Source organism: Mycobacterium sp. Panama NTM2, from assembly GCF_054355555.1.
The window spans coordinates 4785634-4804617 of the sequence record NZ_CM135953.1 but is presented as its reverse complement, the minus strand read 5'-3'; the positions used below and the strand labels follow the sequence as shown (position 1 = coordinate 4804617).

18 protein-coding genes are annotated in these 18984 nt (G+C 68.3%); 5 read left to right on the top strand and 13 right to left on the bottom strand.

Features of this window, described 5'->3' with window-relative positions:
* Positions 1-29: 29 nt before the first annotated feature.
* From ipdE1 to fadA6, 4 genes are read left to right on the top strand one after another with little or no spacing between them, the layout of a single operon-like run.
* Positions 30-1178, top strand: a complete 1149-nt coding sequence (gene ipdE1 / locus ACXYX3_RS23010; RefSeq protein ID WP_241205409.1) for an acyl-CoA dehydrogenase IpdE1 — start codon at positions 30-32, stop codon at positions 1176-1178.
* On the top strand, positions 1175-1969 hold the full coding sequence (gene ipdF, locus ACXYX3_RS23005; protein WP_458609141.1) for a (5R,7aS)-5-hydroxy-7a-methyl-1-oxo-2,3,5,6,7,7a-hexahydro-1H-indene-carboxyl-CoA reductase: 795 nt from the start codon (positions 1175-1177) through the stop codon (positions 1967-1969). Before ipdE1 ends, ipdF begins: the two co-directional genes overlap by 4 nt.
* Positions 1966-2574 carry a TetR family transcriptional regulator KstR2 gene (kstR2, locus tag ACXYX3_RS23000; RefSeq protein WP_458609140.1) on the top strand — a complete coding sequence of 203 codons (609 nt, stop codon included), beginning with the start codon at positions 1966-1968 and terminating at the stop codon, positions 2572-2574. The genes ipdF and kstR2 overlap by 4 nt, the downstream gene beginning before the upstream one ends.
* Positions 2567-3715 carry a steroid 3-ketoacyl-CoA thiolase FadA6 gene (fadA6, locus tag ACXYX3_RS22995; protein ID WP_241205412.1) on the top strand — a complete coding sequence of 383 codons (1149 nt, stop codon included), beginning with the start codon at positions 2567-2569 and terminating at the stop codon, positions 3713-3715. The genes kstR2 and fadA6 overlap by 8 nt, the downstream gene beginning before the upstream one ends.
* Positions 3716-3770: 55 nt before the next feature.
* Here the strand turns inward: fadA6 and ACXYX3_RS22990 are convergent, their stop codons facing one another.
* Together ACXYX3_RS22990 and ACXYX3_RS22985 are read right to left on the bottom strand one after the other, a co-directional pair.
* Positions 3771-6479, bottom strand: coding sequence for a molybdopterin-dependent oxidoreductase (locus ACXYX3_RS22990; RefSeq protein WP_458609139.1), 2709 nt, complete (start codon positions 6477-6479; stop codon positions 3771-3773).
* Positions 6476-7309 (bottom strand): FAD binding domain-containing protein, encoded by an 834-nt coding sequence (locus tag ACXYX3_RS22985; protein ID WP_458609138.1) that lies wholly within the window; start codon positions 7307-7309, stop codon positions 6476-6478. Before ACXYX3_RS22985 ends, ACXYX3_RS22990 begins: the two co-directional genes overlap by 4 nt.
* Before the next feature lie 84 nt (positions 7310-7393).
* On the opposite strand from ACXYX3_RS22985, the gene ACXYX3_RS22980 reads away from it, so the two are divergent.
* The gene (locus tag ACXYX3_RS22980; protein WP_458609137.1) at positions 7394-8749 is read left to right on the top strand and encodes a guanine deaminase; all 1356 of its coding nucleotides are present in this window, start codon (positions 7394-7396) and stop codon (positions 8747-8749) included.
* On the opposite strand, the gene hpxO is transcribed toward ACXYX3_RS22980, so the two are convergent.
* The 11 genes from hpxO to echA20 form a co-directional block, all read right to left on the bottom strand.
* Positions 8736-9896, bottom strand: coding sequence for an FAD-dependent urate hydroxylase HpxO (gene hpxO / locus ACXYX3_RS22975; protein ID WP_458609136.1), 1161 nt, complete (start codon positions 9894-9896; stop codon positions 8736-8738). The genes ACXYX3_RS22980 and hpxO overlap by 14 nt on opposite strands.
* Positions 9897-9901: 5 nt before the next feature.
* Positions 9902-10219 carry a hydroxyisourate hydrolase gene (uraH, locus tag ACXYX3_RS22970; protein ID WP_458609135.1) on the bottom strand — a complete coding sequence of 106 codons (318 nt, stop codon included), beginning with the start codon at positions 10217-10219 and terminating at the stop codon, positions 9902-9904.
* Between the two features lie 24 nt (positions 10220-10243).
* A complete protein-coding gene (uraD, locus tag ACXYX3_RS22965; RefSeq protein ID WP_241205496.1) occupies positions 10244-10693 on the bottom strand; it encodes a 2-oxo-4-hydroxy-4-carboxy-5-ureidoimidazoline decarboxylase in 450 nt (149 codons plus the stop codon).
* A gap of 47 nt (positions 10694-10740) precedes the next feature.
* Positions 10741-12645 carry a solute carrier family 23 protein gene (locus ACXYX3_RS22960; RefSeq protein ID WP_458609134.1) on the bottom strand — a complete coding sequence of 635 codons (1905 nt, stop codon included), beginning with the start codon at positions 12643-12645 and terminating at the stop codon, positions 10741-10743.
* A gap of 191 nt (positions 12646-12836) precedes the next feature.
* Positions 12837-13949 (bottom strand): NDMA-dependent alcohol dehydrogenase, encoded by a 1113-nt coding sequence (locus ACXYX3_RS22955; protein ID WP_221351599.1) that lies wholly within the window; start codon positions 13947-13949, stop codon positions 12837-12839.
* Between the two features lie 55 nt (positions 13950-14004).
* Positions 14005-14751, bottom strand: a complete 747-nt coding sequence (locus ACXYX3_RS22950; RefSeq protein ID WP_458609133.1) for a hypothetical protein — start codon at positions 14749-14751, stop codon at positions 14005-14007.
* Positions 14751-15398: a SatD family protein gene (locus ACXYX3_RS22945; RefSeq protein ID WP_458609132.1), complete on the bottom strand. Its 648-nt coding sequence runs from the start codon at positions 15396-15398 to the stop codon at positions 14751-14753. The genes ACXYX3_RS22950 and ACXYX3_RS22945 overlap by 1 nt, the downstream gene beginning before the upstream one ends.
* A gap of 90 nt (positions 15399-15488) precedes the next feature.
* Positions 15489-16562, bottom strand: a complete 1074-nt coding sequence (ipdC, locus tag ACXYX3_RS22940; protein WP_458609131.1) for a (3aS,4S,5R,7aS)-5-hydroxy-7a-methyl-1-oxo-octahydro-1H-indene-4-carboxyl-CoA dehydrogenase — start codon at positions 16560-16562, stop codon at positions 15489-15491.
* The gene (gene ipdB / locus ACXYX3_RS22935; RefSeq protein ID WP_458609130.1) at positions 16559-17305 is read right to left on the bottom strand and encodes a cholesterol ring-cleaving hydrolase subunit IpdB; all 747 of its coding nucleotides are present in this window, start codon (positions 17303-17305) and stop codon (positions 16559-16561) included. Before ipdB ends, ipdC begins: the two co-directional genes overlap by 4 nt.
* Positions 17302-18180: a cholesterol ring-cleaving hydrolase subunit IpdA gene (ipdA, locus tag ACXYX3_RS22930; protein WP_458609129.1), complete on the bottom strand. Its 879-nt coding sequence runs from the start codon at positions 18178-18180 to the stop codon at positions 17302-17304. Before ipdA ends, ipdB begins: the two co-directional genes overlap by 4 nt.
* Entirely contained in the window at positions 18180-18935 is a 756-nt protein-coding gene (gene echA20 / locus ACXYX3_RS22925) for a (7aS)-7a-methyl-1,5-dioxo-2,3,5,6,7,7a-hexahydro-1H-indene-carboxyl-CoA hydrolase (RefSeq protein ID WP_241205424.1), read from the bottom strand. The genes ipdA and echA20 overlap by 1 nt, the downstream gene beginning before the upstream one ends.
* Positions 18936-18984 lie beyond the last annotated feature (49 nt).

Here is an 18984-nt window from a genome sequence, read left to right as displayed (position 1 = left end):
GCAAGTGCTTGGTAGGTTAGCCTACAGGGGTGATTGAGGTCCAGGAGTTCAGGGCGCAGGTCCGCGACTGGCTGGCCGAGAACCTGGTCGGCGACTTCGCGGCACTCAAGGGGTTGGGCGGTCCCGGTCGCGAACACGAGGCCTTCGAGGAGCGGCTGGCCTGGAACCGCCACCTGGCGGCCGCCGGTCTGACGTGTCTGGGGTGGCCGGAGGAGCACGGCGGCCGCGGGTTGTCGGTGGCCCACCGCGTCGCGTTCTACGAGGAGTACGCGAAGGCCGATGCGCCCGACAAGGTCAACCACCTCGGCGAGGAACTCCTCGGCCCCACGTTGATCGCCTACGGCACACCTGAGCAGCAGAAGCGGTTCCTGCCGAAGATCCTCGACGTCACCGAGTTGTGGTCGCAGGGCTACTCCGAGCCCGGCGCAGGTAGTGATCTGGCCAATGTGTCGACCACGGCCGTGCTCGACGGTGACCAGTGGATCCTCAACGGCCAGAAGGTGTGGACGTCGCTGGCGCACTGGGCGCAGTGGTGTTTCGTGGTGGCGCGCTCGGAGAAGGGGTCCAAGCGGCACGCCGGCCTGTCGTTCCTGCTGGTGCCACTGGATCAGCCCGGCGTCGAGATCCGCCCCATCATCCAGCTCACCGGGGACTCGGAGTTCAACGAGGTGTTCTTCACCGATGCCCGCACCGATGCCGACCTGGTGGTCGGGGAACCCGGTGACGGGTGGCGAGTGGCGATGGGACTGCTGACGTTCGAACGCGGCGTGTCCACGCTGGGCCAGCAGATCCGTTACGCGCGCGAGCATTCCAACCTCGTCGAGCTGGCCAAGCGCACGGGCGCCGCCGACGATCCGTTGATCCGGGAGCGGCTCACCCGGTCATGGGCGGGTCTGCGCGCGATGCGTTCGTACGCCCTGGCCACGATGGACGTCGAACGGCCGGGTCAAGATTCCGTGTCGAAGTTGCTGTGGGCCAACTGGCATCGCGAGCTGGGAGAGATCGCGATGGATGTGGTGGGCACGGCGGGCCTCACACTGCCCGAGGGAGAATTCAGCGAGTGGCAGCGGCTGTACCTGTTCTCCCGCGCCGATACCATCTACGGCGGCTCGAATGAGGTGCAGCGCAACATCATCGCCGAGCGTGTGCTCGGCCTGCCCAGAGAGGCCCGCCCGTGACCAGTGACTTGTCCGTTGCCCCCGCCGAGATCGAGGGCCACAACCTGCTGTCCGGCAAGGTGGTGCTGGTGACCGCCGCCGCGGGCACCGGGATCGGCTCGACGACCGCGCGGCGTGCGCTGGCCGAAGGCGCCGACGTCGTGGTCTCCGACTACCACGAGCGCCGCCTGGGTGAGACGCGCGACGACCTCGCCGCGCTCGGCCTGGGCAAGGTCCACGCCGTGGTGTGCGACGTCACCTCCACCGCGGCGGTCGACGGGCTGTTCGCCGAGGCGGTCGACAAAGCCGGACGGCTCGACGTGTTGGTCAACAACGCAGGCCTCGGCGGTCAGACCCCGGTGATCGACATGACCGACGACGAATGGGACCGGGTGCTCAACGTGACGTTGACGTCGGTGATGCGGGCGACGCGGGCCGCGCTGCGCTACTTCCGTGACGCCGGGCACGGCGGGGTGATCGTCAACAACGCCAGCGTGCTGGGCTGGCGTGCGCAGCACTCTCAATCGCATTACGCCGCAGCCAAAGCCGGTGTCATGGCGCTGACACGGTGCAGCGCGATCGAGGCGGTCGAGTACGGCGTGCGGATCAACGCGGTGTCGCCGAGCATCGCCCGGCACAAGTTCCTGGAGAAGACGTCGAGCTCCGAGCTGCTCGACCGGCTGGCCCAGGGCGAGGCGTTCGGCCGGGCCGCCGAACCGTGGGAGGTCGCGGCCACCATCGCGTTCCTGGCCAGTGACTACTCCAGTTACCTCACCGGTGAGGTGATCTCGGTGTCGAGCCAGCACCCATGAGCGCCGGAGCCACCAACACCCGTCGCGACGAGCTCCTCGCGCTCGCCGCGACGATGTTCGCCGAGCGTGGCCTGCGCGCCACCACCGTGCGCGACATCGCGGACTCGGCCGGAATCCTCTCGGGCAGCCTCTATCACCACTTCTCGTCGAAGGAGGAGATGGTCGACGAGGTGCTGCGCGGCTTCCTCGACTGGCTCTTCGACCGTTACCGGCAGATCGTCGAGACGGAACCGAACCCGCTCGAACGCCTCAAGGGGCTGTTCATGGCGTCGTTCGAGGCCATCGCGACCCGGCACGCCGAGGTGGTGATCTATCAGGACGAGGCCAAGCGGCTCTCCGCGCAGCCACGGTTCGCCTACGTCGAGGAACGCAACAAAGAACAGCGCAAGATGTGGATCGACGTGCTCACCCAGGGCATCGAGGAAGGGCATTTCCGTCCGGATGTCGACGTCGACCTCGTCTACCGATTCATCCGCGACACCACCTGGGTGTCGGTCCGGTGGTACCAGCCGGGCGGTCCGCTGACCGCCGAGGAGGTCGGCCGGCAATACCTTTCGATCGTTCTCGGTGGAATCACCCCGACAGAAGGAGTCCACAATGGCTGACGCATATGTCATCGACGCCGTCCGCACCGCCATCGGTAAGCGCAACGGATCGCTGGCCGGTGTACATCCGGTCGACCTGGGCGCGGTGATCTGGCGCGGCCTGTTCGACCGTAACGACGTCGATCCGGGTGCCGTGGACGACGTGATCGCCGGCTGTGTCGATGCGATCGGTCCGCAGGCCGGCAACATCGCGCGGTTGTCGTGGCTGGCGGCCGGTTTCCCCGAAGAGGTGCCGGGCGTGACCGTCGACCGACAGTGCGGATCGAGCCAGCAGGCCATCTCGTTCGGCGCCCAGGCGATCATGTCCGGCACGGCCGATCTCATCGTGGCCGGCGGCGTGCAGAACATGAGCCAGATCCCGATCAGCTCGGCGATGACCGTCGCCGAACAGTTCGGGTTCACCTCTCCCACCAACGAATCCAAGAGCTGGCTCCATCGTTACGGGGATCAGGAGATCTCCCAGTTCCGCGGGGCCGAGATGATCGCCGAGAAGTGGGACATCAGCCGGGAGGACATGGAGCAGTTCGCGCTGACCAGTCATCAGCGCGCGCAGGCGGCGATCCGGGCGGGCCACTTCGACAACGAGATCCTCGAGGTGGAGGGCTTCCGGGTCGACGAGGGCCCGCGTGACACCTCCCTGGAGAAGATGGCCGCGCTGAACACCCTCGTCGACGGCGGCCGGCTGACCGCGGCGATGGCCAGCCAGATCTCCGACGGCGCCAGCGCGGTCTTGCTGGCGTCCGAGCAGGCGGTCAAGGAGCACGGCCTCAAGCCCCGCGCCCGCATCCACCACATCAGCGCCCGCGGTGCCGACCCGGTGTTCATGCTGACCGGGCCGATTCCCGCCACCCGCTACGCGCTGGAGAAGACCGGGCTGACGATCGACGACATCGACACGGTCGAGATCAACGAGGCGTTCGCGCCGGTGGTGCAGGCCTGGCTCAAGGAGATCAAGGCCGATCCCGCGAAAGTGAACCCCAGCGGTGGCGGGATCGCGCTCGGTCACCCGCTCGGCGCCACGGGGGCAAAGCTTTTCGCGACCATGCTGAACACGCTGGAACGTACCGGCGGCCGCTACGGCCTGCAGACCATGTGCGAGGGCGGCGGCACCGCCAACGTCACGATCATCGAGCGGCTCTAGTTCTTCCGGCGAACAGACACAATCTCGAGTGATTCCGCGGCGTGTCTGCTCGAGTTCATGTCTGTTCGCCGGAAGAACTGAGCGCTCGCCAGATCCGGGCCGGCGTCATCGGGAGGCGGTACACCCGTGCGCCGGTGGCGCGGGCGATGGCATTCGCCAGCGCGGGGGCGACCGGGTTGTAGGGCGCTTCGCTCATCGACTTCGCGCCGAAAGGCCCCAACGTGTCGTAGGTGTCGGCGAAGTACACCTCGGTCGCCGGGATGTCGGCCAGCTGTGGCAGATGGTAGTTGCGCAACGTGGTCGTCCACACCGCGCCGTCGGGGCCGACGTGCATCTCCTCGTACAACGCCGAGCCGATGCCCTGTGCCACACCGCCTTCCACCTGCCCTCGACATTGCTGCGGGTTCATCACCACCCCCGCGTCGGCAGCGTGCACGCTCTGCAGGATGCGCACCTCACCGGTCTCGACGTCGACGGCGACGCGGACGGCGTGCACGTTGAACGCGACCGAGCGGGGGGTGCCGCCGTGGCGGCCGTGGCCGGTCAGCGGCACGGGCAGATCGGCGAAATCGAGTAGCTGACCCGCGCAGTGCACGCCGTTGCGGGTCAGCATGCACGCACCGCGGGGAACACCGGTCATCTCCGAGGCCGCCGCCTCGAGTTGGGACCGGAGTCTCTGCGCGGCTTCCAGCGTGGCTTGTCCCGCCACCACGGTGCCGGCCGAGCCGAACGCGCCGGTATCGTATCCGGTTGCCGCCGTGTCGGATTGGGTGATCGAGATGTTGTCGACGACCGTGTTGAGTGCGGTGGCCGCGATCTGCGCGTGCACGGTCGTGGTCCCGTTGCCGAACTCGGCCGTCCCGACGCGCAGGGTGTACCGCCCGTCGGCGTCGATGCTCACCGCCGCCTCGGCGAGGTGGCCGCGCGGCGGGATGGTGGCGATCATCGCGACCGCCATACCCTCGCCTGTGCGCCACTGCGGTCCGGGCGGAGCGGCCACGCCGTTGCCCCGGCGCAGCGCGGCCTGCGCGAGATCGAGGCACTGGTCCAACCCGTAGCTTCCGAACGTCAGATCGTCATCGAGCACGTGCGCGTCGACGAAGTCGTCGCCCGGCACGACCACGTTGCGCCGCCGGAAATCGAACGGGTCCATCCCGAGACGGTCGGCGAGCTGGTCCAGCGCGGATTCGATCGCGAAGATCAGCTGCCCGAGTCCGTAGCCGCGGAAAGCCCCCGACGGGAGGTTGTTCGTATACACCGCGCGGGCGTCGACCCGCTTGTTCGCACACCGGTACACCGACATCGACTCCCCGCACCCGTGGAACATCACTCCCGGGCTGTGGTTGCCGTAGGCGCCGGCGTCGACGAGCACGTCGACCGCGAGTGCGGTCAACACTCCTGACGCGTCGGCGGCGGCGGTGACGTCCACCCGGAACGGGTGTCGGCACGGTGCGCTGATGAACTCGTCGCTGCGGCTGAACTCGTAGCGCACCGGCTCGCCCAGCCGTAGTACCGCCAGCGCCACCAGGTCCTCGACGAGCATCTCCTGTTTGCCGCCGAATCCACCGCCGACCCGCTTGGTGAACACCTGAACCTCGTCGGTGGACAGCCCGAACAGATGGCACAGTTCGTCGCGCACCAGGAACGGGACCTGCGTGCTGGTGCGGATCACCAACCGGCCCGCGTCGTCGCGCCATCCGGTGCACCCGTGAGTCTCCAGATGCGCGTGCTGAACTCGTTGGGTGTGCCAGCGACCGCGGACCACCGCGCCACCCTGTGCCGACGCCAGGCCGCGCTCGACGTCGCCCACCCCGCCGTGCAGTTCGGCGACCAGATTGCGGGCCGGGTCGGCGATCCGGGCGTCCGCACCCTTGTCGCCGTGCAGCGCAGGTGTACCGGGCGCCGCGGCCTGCTCGGGATCGAACACGGCCGGTAACTCCTCGTACGTGACGACGAGTGCGCGGCAGCCCTTTTCCGCGACCGCCGGGCTGTCGGCGACCACCGCCGCCACCCGCTGCCCGACGAACCGCACGACGTCGTCGAGGATCACCGTGTCGTCGGGATCGTCGTCCCGGTTCTGGTGTCGCGCCGTGGAGAACCGCACGTCCGGACTGTCGGCGTGGGTCAGCACCAGCCGCACTCCCGGAAGGGCGACGGCAGCCGAGGCGTCGATGGAGACGATACGGGCATGGGCCACCGGGCTGGTCAGCACCGCCAGGTGCAGCAGCCCCGGTGGCGCGAAATCCATGGTGTACTCCTCGGTTCCGGTCACCACCCGGACCGCGGCGGGCGCGCCGATCGACCGTCCCGCATCCTGGCCGTCGGATTTCTCGACGTTCACCGTGCCCGAGAGGGCATCGGTGATGGCCCGATAACCGGTGCATCGGCACAGGTTGTTCTTCAACTGCTGGGGGAGCTGTTCCGGGTCGACGGCCGACAGGGACGCCGCAGTGGTCACCATGCCCGCCGTACAGAAGCCGCACTGGAAACCGGCAGCCTCGACGAAGCGACGCTGCATCGGGTGTAGATCACCGGCGTCGCCGAGACCGGCCGCGGTGGTCACCTCCCGACCGGCCGCGCGAAAAGCCGGGTACACGCACGAATGCACGGCCGCGCCGTCGACGAGTACCGAGCAGGCGCCGCAATCGCCGGCGTCGCACCCCTTCTTGACCTCGAAGTGGCCCAGCTCCCGCAGGAAGGTGCGCAGGCACTGGCCCGGGCGTGGAACATCGTCGCGGGCAATCCCGTTGACGGTCACCGTCATGACAGCTCGTCGACGATCTGCTCGGCCAGCCGGTGCGTCATCGCGGCGCGCCAGTCGGGGTCGCCGTGGGCATCGCGGGTCCACGCGTCGTCCGGGATCACCGACAGTGCCTCCCGCAGCGCATCCCTGGACGGCACGGTGGTGACATGCAGGACGTACGGGCGGACTGTCGCCGCGGTCACCGAGATCGTGAGTGCGCCGCCGTCGGCCGGGGCGTCGCGACGGCCGATGACGACCACGCCTGACCGTCCCAGCGGCGACTGCGCCAGCTTGCGGTACGCGATCCGACCGCGCAGGGCCGCCGCCGGAAGATGTACCGACCGCAGGACCTCGCCGATGGCCAGCACGTTGCAGATGACCCCGGTGACGAAGTCGGCGACCGGCACGGTACGCGTCTCGCCATCGGGCTGCCAGATCAGCGCGGTGCCGTCCAGTGCCGTGGCCAGCGAGATCATCGAGCCCGCGGGCAGGGACAGGCAGATGTTGCCGCCCACGGTGGCGGTGCGCCAGATCTTGAACCCGGCCACCAGCGCAGTGCAGCACTGCGCGAACAGCGGTGCCGCGGTCCAGTCCCGGCGACGCCCGGGCAGGGTGGTCGACAGCTCGGCGAGATCGGCCAGCGTACAGGTGGCGGCGATCTCGATACCGTTGTCCGACAGCACAATCGGCGGCCAGTTCAGCGAGGTGATGTCTATCAGGCGGGCGATGTGCGGCTGGGGTTCGGAGAACAGCCAGGTGCCGCCTGCGAGGATCGCGTCCGTGGGCCCCAGTGGCCACACCTCGTCGCGGGACGGCGGGGTGTGCACCGCCTCGACGGTGTTGAGGTCCATCACTGCACCGTAGATCGCGGGTGGTCGCGGTGCAGGGCAAGCGGCCGAACTGCGAGTTGGCCGCGACGCTGGGACAATCGGCCGGTGCGTGCCTACCGCGGTCATCTGCTGCACATCGGTGGCGCGCCCCGGCTCCAGCAGGCGAGCGAGCATCTCGTGTCGGAGCCCGACGGAGTGCTGGTCGTCGACGACGACGGTGTGATCGCGTTCAGCGGTGCCCACTCGCGGCTCCCAACAGAGTTGGCCCACGCCGAGCTGATCGACTGCCGGCCGGGGTTCCTGCTGCCGGGGTTCATCGACACCCACATCCACTTCCCGCAGACCTACTGCACCGACACCTACGGCGGCGGACAGCTGCTGGACTGGTTGCAGCGGTGCATCTTTCCCGCCGAGGCGATGCTCGCGGACGCGGAGCTGGCCCAGCGCACGGCGCGGGACTTCTGCCGCCGCAGGATCGAGGTCGGCACCACCACCGCGCTCGTGTTCGGGTCCGCCTTTCCCGACGCGCAGGACGCGTTGTTCACCGAATCGCTGCGCATCGGCCTCCGCACCATCTCCGGTCGCGGCATCCAGACGGTGGGCCCGGAGGCGGCGCAGCCGCTGCTCACCGACGAGGCGACCGCGATCGAGCTGTCGGTCGAGGAGATCGACCGGTGGCATGCGGTCGACCCGCTGCTGCAGGTGGCCCTGGTGCCCCGCTTCGCACTGTCGGTGACCGCACGGACGCTGGCCGCGCTGGGGGAGCTCTACGACTCGGTGCGTGCCGCGGGGGTGTACTTCCACAGTCATCTCTCCGAGAATCTGCGCGAGATCGACGCCGTCCGAAGCGCGTTGGACGTCTCCTGCTACCTCGACGCGTATGACGGGCGCATCGGCCCGACGGGATCGCCCACGCTTCTCGGCCCGCGCAGCGTGCTCGCGCACGCCGTGCACTGCACCGACCACGAGCTGGCTCGCCTCGCCGAGACGGGCAGCTCGATAGCGCACTGTCCGACCTCGCAGCAGTTCCTCGGGTCGGGCACGATGCCGTGGCTGCGCACGACAGCCGGCGGCGTGACGGTGGCGCTCGGCAGCGATGTGGGCGCGGGTGACGAATGGCTGATGGCGCGCGTGGCCAACGACTGCTTCAAGGTGCACATCAGCGAGCCAGGTGGCGCGGGGCTCTCGATCCCACCGGCCCAGCTGCTGTTCACCGCCACCCTGGCGGGCGCCAGGGCGCTGGACATCGAGGACCGGGTGGGCAATCTGGACGCAGGCAAGCAGGCCGACTTCCTGGTCATCGACCCGCAGCGCCAGCCGTTGCTGCCCGAGCTGCTCGAGCGGGTGGTGCCCGAGGACCCCGAGAACGCAGACCGGCTGCTGTTCACGCTGCTGCTGGGCCTGCGCGAGGCTGCGATCGCGCAGGTCTACGTGCAGGGCCGCAAGCTCACGGGGGCGTGAGGGGCCCGCCCATGATGTTGCCGACGATTCCGCGAATGATGGTGCTGCCGTCCTCTTTTCGGAGCTCGTCGTACCAGGAGGCGGTGACATCGGGATCTTTGGCGTGCGTCACGTCGCAGCGACGGCGGGCCCGCAGCACCAGATCTCCGGCCCGCTCGGCGCGTGCGCTCTGGTAGGCCAGCAGCGCGGCGTGCACGTCGCCAGGGTGGTCGCGTAGCGCCCACTGCAACGCCACCGCGTCCTCCATCGCCGAACAGCCACCCTGCCCGATGTCGGGCGTGGTGTTGTGGGCGGCATCCCCCAGCACCGCGACGCGCCCCTTCACCCACGTGTCGAACGGGTCCAGGTCGAGGATCTCCACGCGATTGGTGGTGGCGGGATCGAGGATCTCGATGAGCCGGTGCACCCCGGGCGCCCACCCGGCGAAGTGGCGGCGCAGCGTCTCCTTGACATCGCCGCCGACGACCCCGGCCGGATCCCCGACGATGTCGAAGAAGAAGTAGAACCTGCCGCGGGCGACCGGCATCACCGAAACTCGTTGCCCCTCAGCGACATAGGTCGTCCACTCCGTGGCGGGCCCGATCGCCTCGTCGACCGGTACGAGCCCGTTGACGTTCACGTACCCCGCATACCGACGCGTGACCGGACCTCCCAGGACGTACTCGCGCGTGATCGAGTTCGCCCCGTCGGCGCCGATGATCAGATCCGCGGACACGGTGGTCCCGTCGGCGAACGTCGCCACCGCGGCGTCGGGCCCGTCCTCGACCGCCACCATCTTCCTGCCGAAGTGGATCTCGTCCATGCCGTAGTGGTTCATCAGCATCGACTGCAGTTCGGCACGCGCGATCGGGTAGGGGCGTTGGCCCACCTGGTCGATCAGCGGCTGCATCGAGAACCGGCACATCGTCGCCCCGGTGTGCCCGTCGACGTAGCTCATCGTCTCGACGCGGCCGCCCAGGGCGGCCGTCTCCTCGGCGAGGCCGAGGTAGTTCAGGCATTTGACACCGTTGGACCACACCGAGATCGCCGCGCCGACGGGCTTGTTCTCGGTGACGCGTTCGTAGACGTGGGTGTCGACGCCGATCTGCCTCAACGCGATCGCCGCGCTCATACCTCCCATGCCGGCACCGATGATCACGGCTTTCACGACGGTCAGCTCCCTCGGTAGGTGGAGTAGGCGTAGGGCGAGAGCAGCAGCGGAACGTGGTGGTGTGCCGCGGGATCGGTGACCTCGAAGGCGATCACGACCTCGGGGTAGAACCCGGTGACGCCCTGGGCCGCGAAATAGCCTGCGGTGTCGAAGCGCAACCGATACGTGCCGGTTTCGAGGTCGGCGGCCAGCACCCCGATGCGGCCGTCGTCGTCGGTCACACCGGCCGACACCTCGCTGCCGGATCGGGTGAGGGTGACCGCGACGCCGGCGGCGGGGCGGCCCGTGGTGGCGTCGAGAACATGGGTGGACAGGCTCATGGGATCAGCATCCCCGATCCGGGCTCATGTGTGCGGCTCGCTGAGCAGACGCTCCAGCCGCAGCCGGTTGATCTTCGCCAGTTCGCTGCGCATCACCCGACGCTCGGTGTCCGGGTCATTGTTCAGCCGTTCGGTCAGGATCGTCAGCAACTCCTCGGCCGAGCGACCGCTGGCGCACACCAGATACACGTAACCGAAGCGGTCTTCGTACTCGCGGTTCTTGGCCGCGAGCGCCGCCTTGACCTCGTCGTCGGCACCTGCGACGCGGGCCTGCTCGCGTGCCGACGACGGATTGTCGGGGGCGGCGCCGATCCGGGGATGCCCGTCGAGGGCGGCGTCGAGCTCGGCGTCGGGCAGCTCGGCCAGCACCCGATCGGCGCGGTCGTAGAGCGCGTCGGCGTCGCGGAACGGCGCGGCGGCCAACACCCGTCGCGCCCAGATCGGCGACGAGCACACCTCGAACAGCAGATGCATCTGCCGGCGCTCGGAGGCGGCGTTGAAGCCTGTCAGCCCGACCGCTCTCACGAGAGTTCGTTGAGCCTGCTGAAACGGTCAGCCGCAACGGGATTGGCGTCGGCGACCAGATCGGTGAACCGATGGTTGACGATCTTGGCGACCTCGATCAGGGCGAACGCCTTCTCCGCCGCCGGCGAGTTGTCCATGCGGGACCACCCGTTACGCAGCACCCGGTCGAAGCGCTCGGTTTCCTTGGCGCAGATGATCAACGGAAAGCCGAAATGGCTTCGGTACGCGGTGGCGAGCTCCACGACGTCATTGTGGTCGTCGTCGTCGAGATTGGACAGGGCCACGTGGTCCACGGCGAGCACCTGGCCCGTCTCGTCCTCGGCGCCCAGATCGGGGAACGCGTCGAGCAGTTCGGCCTGCTGGTCGGACGTGCCGGTGAGCACCGCGTCCTGGAACGCCTCGCGCAGTGCGGCGGTGTCGGCGAACGGCCGCTGCTCGTACGCGCGTTCGACGGCCCACGGCACGTCCTGTAGCACGTGGCCGAACACCTCGGTGAAGCGCTCCTTGGTCATCGCGTTGACCTCGCCGAGCGTGATCGAGCCGCCGCCGGCGACCCGCGGACCGGCCGAACCGGTGTGGAAGAACACGATGTTGAGCAGGATCGCGCTGACCGCGCCGATGCTGATGCCGCTGCCGAAGATCAGGTCGAGGCCGGTGGGCATGGCCTTGGCGATGTCCGGGTAGGCCGTGACCCACAGCGCCAGTGCGAGGCTCGTGGTGACGATGATGAGGTTGCGGTGGTCGGTGAAGTCGACCTTGCCCAGTGTCTGGATGCCGACGACGGCGACGGTGGCGAACAACGTCAGTGCGGCGCCGCCCAGCACGGGATTGGGGATGGAGGCAACGACAGCCGCGACCTTGGGCAGGAAGCCGAGAAGGATCATGAACACCCCGGCCGCGGCGACCACCCAGCGGCTCTTGACCCCGGTGAGTCGCACCAGGCCGACGTTCTCGGAGAACGCGGTGTAGGGGAAGGAGTTGAAGACGCCGCCGATCGTGGTGGCCAGCCCGTCGGCGCGGAGCACGTTGCCGATGTCGGAGGCCTTGACCCGCCTGCCGACGATCTCGCCGGTGGCGATGGTCGACCCCGTCGATTCGACGGCGGTGATCATCAGCACGATGATCATCGTCAAACAGGCCACGAAGTCGAATTTGGGCAACCCGAACAGGAACGGCGGCGTGAAGCCGATCGCGGACGCCTCGCCTACTCGCGCGAAGTCCATGTCGCCCAACACGAATGCGACAGCGCACCCGATCACCAGGCCGAGCAGCACAGCGATGGTCGCCAGGAAGCCGCGGAAGATGCGCTGGATCGCGACGATGACCGCGATGGTGCCGACGGCGTAGAGGAACCATCGGATGTTGGTCGGGTCGGGCTCGTGCGTGCGCGGGTTGGTGACGGCGTCCATGGCGCCGACGGGTACCAGGCACAGGCCGATGATCGTGATCAGGGTGCCGGTGACGACGGGCGGGAAGAACTTCAGCAGTTTGATGAACACCGGCGCGATCAGGAAGGTGAACACACCGGCGACGATCACCGCCCCGTACACGTAGAGCATGCTCGCCGCGCCCCCGCCGTGGGCGAGGCCGATCGCGATGATCGGTGACACCCCCGCGAACGTGACGCCCTGCAGCAGCGGCAGGCGCACGCCGATGTTGCGGAAGCCGACGGCCTGAATGATCGAGGCGATGCCACAGGTGAACAGGTCGGCGGTGATCAGCTTGACGAGTTCTTGCTGGGACAGTCCGACCGCGCCGGCGATGATGATCGGCACGAGGACGGCGCCCGCGTAGAACGCGACGACGTGCTGGAACCCGTAGGTGGCGAGCTTCGGGACGGGCAGCACCTCGTCGACTGGATGGGTGCGCTTGCTCGTGCCGCGGGCGGTCGGTGTCGACATCGGTTCAGGATCCGACAGCTGCGCTCACCTACCGTGACGCGCACGTTTCCGCGATGTTGCAGCTCCCGTTTCTCCCGCGAGAAGACAGGAACTCGAGTGATTCAGCGGCGTGTCCGCTCGAGTTCGCGTCTGTCCCCTACTCCGTGGGGGCCCCACGCCGAAGGAACGGGGGGCCCCTCGCCGAAGGAACGTCAGTGGTCGTGCAGGATCACGCCGCGGACGTTGCGCCCGGCACGCATGTCCTCGTAGCCCTCGTTCACCTCGGCCAGCTTGTACTCGTGGGTCACGGTCTCGTCGAGCAGCAGTTTGCCCTCGCGGTAGAGCGAGAGCAGGCGCGGGATGTCGGCGCGCGGGTTGGCCTCACCGTAGAGGCTCCCGAGCAGCCGCTTCTGGAACAGCGTGAACATCATCATCGACAACGTGGCTTGATTGTCGGCCATCGTCGACAGCGCGGTCACGACGACCGCCCCGCCCTTGCGGATGATGTTGACCGCGTCGTCGATCATCGTCCCCTCGAGCAGGCCGACGGTCAGGATCGCGGAGTCGGCCATCACTCCGCGGGTCAGCTCCGCGACGAGTGCGGTCGCCTCGGGCAGTGATGCGACGAAGTGCGTGGCACCGAGTTGTAAAGCCTTGGCGCGCTTGTCCTCGACCGGCTCGACCACGACGATCTTCTCGGCGCCGGCCAGCCGCGCGCCCTGCACTGCGCCGCTGCCGATCCCGCCGAACCCGATCACCACGACCGTGTCGCCGGGCTGAACATCGGCGGTGTTGACCGCCGATCCCCACCCGGTCGTCACGCCGCAGCCGAGCAGGCAGGCTCGGGAAAGCGGTACGTCGTCGTCGATCTTGACGATGGAGGCCTCCGGCACGGTGCCGTATTGCGAGAACGTGCCCACCAACGACATGACGCCGATCTCCTGCCCTCGGGCGCGTCGCCGGTAGGTGCCGTCCAGCTGGGTGCCGGCCATGATGATCGCGCCGAGGTCGCAGAGGTTCTGGTGGCCCGTCGAGCAGAACCGGCAGCGGCCGCATGCCGGGAGGAACGACGCCACCACATGGTCGCCCGGGGCCAGATCGCGCACGCCCGGACCGACTTCGCGGACGATCCCCGCTCCCTCGTGCCCGCCGATCATCGGCAGGGGGAAGGGGAGGTCACCGGTGCGGATGTGCTCGTCGGAGTGGCACAGACCGGTGGCCTCCCAGGAGACCAGCACCTCGCCGTCACCGGGCGGATCTAGATCGATCTCCTCGACGCTCCAGTCCGAGCCGTACTCCCACAGAATCGCGGCGTTGGTCTTCATCGGCCGAGTCTAAGAAGCGCTCCGGCCCGCCCGCGGCGATTTCGCCCGACACGTGTCAGACCGCGGTCAGCGCCAGCCCCGCCAGAGCGATCAACCAGCTCGCGAAGCTGCCGACCAAGAAGTACTCGGTCACCTCATCGATGCCGAGGCCCTTCAGATCGGTGGTCTCCGCGGACTCTCGACGGGCCGCGGTGAGCTCGGGAAAGCGGATGATGCCCTTGGCTGCGATCACCGCCGAGGCCGCACCGAACTCGCCGCCGAGCGCCAGCCCGAGGATCAGCAGTCGCTCCATCGGGCCGAGCAACCGGCCACCCTTGAGGCGGTCCGACGGCTGGGGCATGCCGACCGGGCGGACCGCGCCGACCGCGCCGAGGATCAGCCGCACCAGCTGATTCGCGGTGACCAGCTGCAGCAGAACCACGCCGGCGATCATCAGAGCCCGGTCCGGCTCGACCTCGGCGAAACCGATCCACGGCAGCCACCACCCGAGCGGGCCCGCCGCCGGCGAGGCCGAGCCGCCGAACGCGACGATCAGTGCGGCGCCCGCGCCGAACACCGCGAGTGCACGACCCTGCCGCGTCCCGGTGCGCTCCGCGGCGTCGCCGAGGACCACCCAGACGACCGAGACCGCGGCGGCGACGGCGAGCAGGGCGATGTCGCCGAGGTGCCAGAGCCCCGCCGCGGTAGCGCCGACGATCACCATGAGCGGTCCGGCGACCAGTGCAGGCCATCGGCGGCCGCTGAGCTTGCGGACGATGTCGGCGACACCGACGGCGATGAGGAACACCGCCAGGACACCCATCACAGCTCCCGCAGTTCGGCGGCGGCTGCGAGGAGCAGATCGAGCCCGTCCCTGCCGGCGCGCTGGGATACCGCCGATGCGCTGATGCCTTCCGCCATCGCCAACTCCTTCTTGGTGCGTCCCGCGCGCATCCCGGCGAGTATCCGCAGGGAGCGATCGTCGAGTGAGCCAAGCAGATGGTCCCGACACATCAGGGCGGCATTGATGGCGTGGGGGTCGGCTCCTCCGCCCGTCTCGTTGCGGAACGCGGTGCGCACGTGTGTCATCCCCGGTTGCTGCTGACTGGTGGCGGTCCACTCGATGGCCGCGCGCGCCGCCCACCAGCCCGGCCCGTCCTGGATCCCGGACGCCTCGTCGAGCGCGGTCACAGCGCCCCAACCGAGTCCGAAGCGGATGTCGACATCGGGCGCCAGCGTCAGGCGCAGCGTGAGTGCGGCGTCGATCGCGAGCCCGACCGTCGGGTACGCGCCCTGGAACTCGTCGCCAACCGTGAGCGACGGCGGGTCGAGGGCACCCTCGGCCACGGCGGCCAACGCGGTGGTGACACGGCGGTGCAGGGCGCGTCGATCGGGGAACGTGCGGGAGCCGACGACGTCACCGATGAGCGTCGCGCGTGGCGCTGAAGACGCCGACTTCATTCGTGCCATATGAAGATGATAACTTCATATTGAGAAGATGAAGCCGGACACTTCACTTCTGTATGGGCCGAGGGAGTCTGTCCTCTGCGGTGGTGCCGCTCACGGCGTGATGTGAGCGGTGGCCGACTGCAGGTGCTCGATGGCCTCGGCCACGATCGCCGGAACCAGGTCGGCACACGACGGCAGGTCGTCGATGATCCCGGTGACCTGCCCGGAGGCCAGCACGCCGGCGTCCGTATTACCCTCGACCAGGCCGGCTTTCAGCAGCATCGGCGTGTTGGCGGCCATCACCACCTGAGCCCAGGTCAGATCTTTGCCGTGCCGCATTGCCATGCCGTCGCGCAGCATCGACCGCCACGTCATCCCGCTCATCTTCTTGAACTTCTGCGCATTGCCGACCGCGGCGGCGAGCCCGCGCACCGGCGATCCGCCCTCCAGCTTCTCGACCAGGCCGGTGCGCAGTACCCGGTGCGGCATGCCGTCGACACGCGTGGAGACGACCGTTCCGTCCAGGGCTGTCTGCAGATAGCGCTGTTTGACGGCGTCGGGCACGGTGGAGTCGGAGGTGAGCAGGAAGCGGGTACCCATCGCGACGCCCGCGGCACCGTAGGACAGCGCGGCGGCGAGGCCCCGGCCGTCGAAGAAGCCGCCCGCCGCGATCACCGGCATCCCGGTATCGGCGACGGCGTCGAGCACCGAGGGCAGCAGCAGCGTCGTGGCGATCGGACCGGTGTGGCCGCCGCCTTCGCCGCCCTGCACGATCACCGCATCGGCACCCCAACCGGCCACCTTCTTGGCGTGCTTGGCCAAGCCCACCGAGGGAATCACCACTACGCCGGCGTCTTTCAGCTTGGCGATCAGGTCGGGCTTGGGAGCCAGGGCGAAGGAGGCGACTTTGACTCCCTCGCGGATCAGGAGGTCGACGCGGTCGTTCGCGTCGCCGGCGTCGGCACGGATGTTGATGCCGAAGGGCTTGTCGGTGGCGGCTTTGACCTTGGCGACCGCGGTCGTGAGCTCGTCGAGAGTCATCGTCGCCGACGCGAGAATGCCGAGGCCGCCGGCATTCGACGTCGCCGACACCAGCCGTGCTCCGGCGACCCAGCCCATGCCGGTCTGCACGACCGGATGCTCGATGCCCACCAGCTCCGTGAGCGGGGTGCGCAGACTGCTCACTTCACTTCCTTGTCCCGCAGCGACTTCGGATCGATGACCTCACGAAGAAGGCGAAGTTCCTCCTCGGTGGGCAGCCGCGTGGTGTCCGCGTCACCGAGCCCGTGTACCTCGAACGAGGTGTTCTCGGCGACCTGCTCGGCCTCGATGCCGGGGTGCAGCGACAGCGCGCGCATCTGATGGTCGGGACCGTTGAAGTCGAAGACGCCCAGATTGGTCACGACCCGGAAGACGTTGACGAATCGGTAGGCGGGATTGTCGGAATCGATCTTGTCCCAGCCGATTCCAGAGACGATGTCGACGGACTCACCGAACACCCGCGTCGAGTGGTTGCCCACCCAGTAGCTGGTCGCATGGTTGATGGTGTTTCCCGGCGCGCCCCGCACCCCGAACATCTGCCGTTTCGGGTGTTGCATCGGGCCGAACGCCGAGAGGTTCTGGTTGCCGTAGCGGTCGATCTGGTTGGCGCCCATCACCACATGGCGACGGCCCCAGGCCAGCGTCTCGAACACACGGCCAAACGGCATCCACCCCTCGATGGCGGCGGCCGCTCCGATGGCGGGGGTGTCGGCGATCAGCCGGGCCTCACCGTCGGTGAGCACGATGTCGGGCGAGAACGTCAGCCGGGCCAGCCGCGCCCCGACCGAGACGATCGTCGTCATCGGGCTGACCATGATCTCGCCTGCGTCGCGGAACAATTCGGCGCAGGCGACGGCGCACACCTCTGCACGGGTTGCCGAGATCACTGGGCCGCCTCCTGGAATGTGCGCACTGCTGCCTGATAGTCGGATTCGCTGCCGGACAAATAGGTCTCGACGAACGTCGTCCACGTCTCGTCGGAGCCGGCCGCCTCGGCGTAGTGCCGCTGGAACTTCTCATCGCGGCGGTAATCGGGCTCGGCGGTGGTGAAGTGCGCCCCGTTGGGCGCCTCGACCACCGTGTCGACCATCATCCGGTTGATCAGCAGGGCCTGCGGCGGAACGGACTTGACGAGTTCCTCCGTCGAGACCACCTTCTCGACCGACAGGAACCGGCGCTGCGCCGACATCAGGAACAGATCGTCGAAGTACGGATCGATGCCGGTGTAGGCCGCATTGCCTTGCGCGTCACCGAGATTCATGTGCACGAACGCTGCGTCGAGATTCAGGGCGGGCATCGCGATGAGCTCCTCGTAGCCCTCGCCTGTCAGATACGGCGACCGTACGGTCTTGAGTTCGTCGCCCCAGAACGCACGCACATCGCTGCCGAGGCCGGCGCGGATCGGCAGGAACGGCAGGCGCTGTGCGGCGGCCTGTAGACCGCAGCGGAGCATGCCCTCGTCCATCTCGCGCGCCTCGATGGCACCGCTGGTGCGCGCCTTGGCGAACCACGGATCGTAGAACGGCGGGGAGTCCAGCGAGACGAAGCCGTAGTAGGCCCGTTTGACCTTGCCTGCAGAACACAGCAGGCCGAGATCCGGTCCGCCGTAGGTGACCACGGTGAGATCGGTGACGTCGGTGCGCAGCAGCGCCCGTACGAACGCCATCGGCTTGCGCCGTGATCCCCAGCCGCCGATGCCGATCGTCATGCCACTTTCGACGCCGGCCACGGCCTCGTCGAGAGTGGTTCTTTTATCTGACACTATTTTGACCCCTTGTCCGTGCCCGCGAACGCATCCCGATGTTCGTCGGACACGCCGGCCAGGTTGAGCTCGAAGGTGAAGCCCTGCTCCATCCGGTAGCGCGCGGTGACCGGCTGCACGTCGATGAAGTTCAGCGCTTCCTTGGCCGCACGGATCACCCGGGTGTCCTTGGCCGCGATGTCGCGGGCCACCCGCAGGGCGGCCTCGTCGAGATCGGCGCGCGGGACGACCTCGTGCACAGAACCGAAGTGGTGCAACGTGTTCGCGTCGACGGTGGCGGCGGTGAAGAACAGTCGACGCATCATGTGCTGGGGCACGAGACGGGACAGATGCGTCGCAGCGCCGAGAGCGCCACGTTCGACCTCGGGCAGCCCGAACTTCGCGTCGTCGGAGGCGACGATGACGTCGGCGTTGCCGACGAGCCCGATGCCCCCGCCGACACAGAAGCCGTTGACCGCGGCGATCACCGGTACCGCGCACTCGTACACGGCCCGAAACGCCTCGTAGCACCCGCGGTTGGCGTCGATCAATGCGGTGAAGCCCTCGGTGTTCTGCATCTCCTTGATGTCGACACCGGCGTTGAAGCCGCGACCCTCGGCCCGCAGGATCACCACATGCGTGCTCTGCTCACGCCCGGCGGCGGTGATCGCGTCGGCGAGTTCGAACCAGCCCCTCGACGGAATCGCGTTGACGGGTGGGTAGTCGACGGTCACCGAGACGATTCCCGGTTCCACCGTCGCGGTGGTGATCGGCATGCGCAACTCCTGGGTGGCTACCTAAGCAAGCACTTGCTTGGTACGCTAG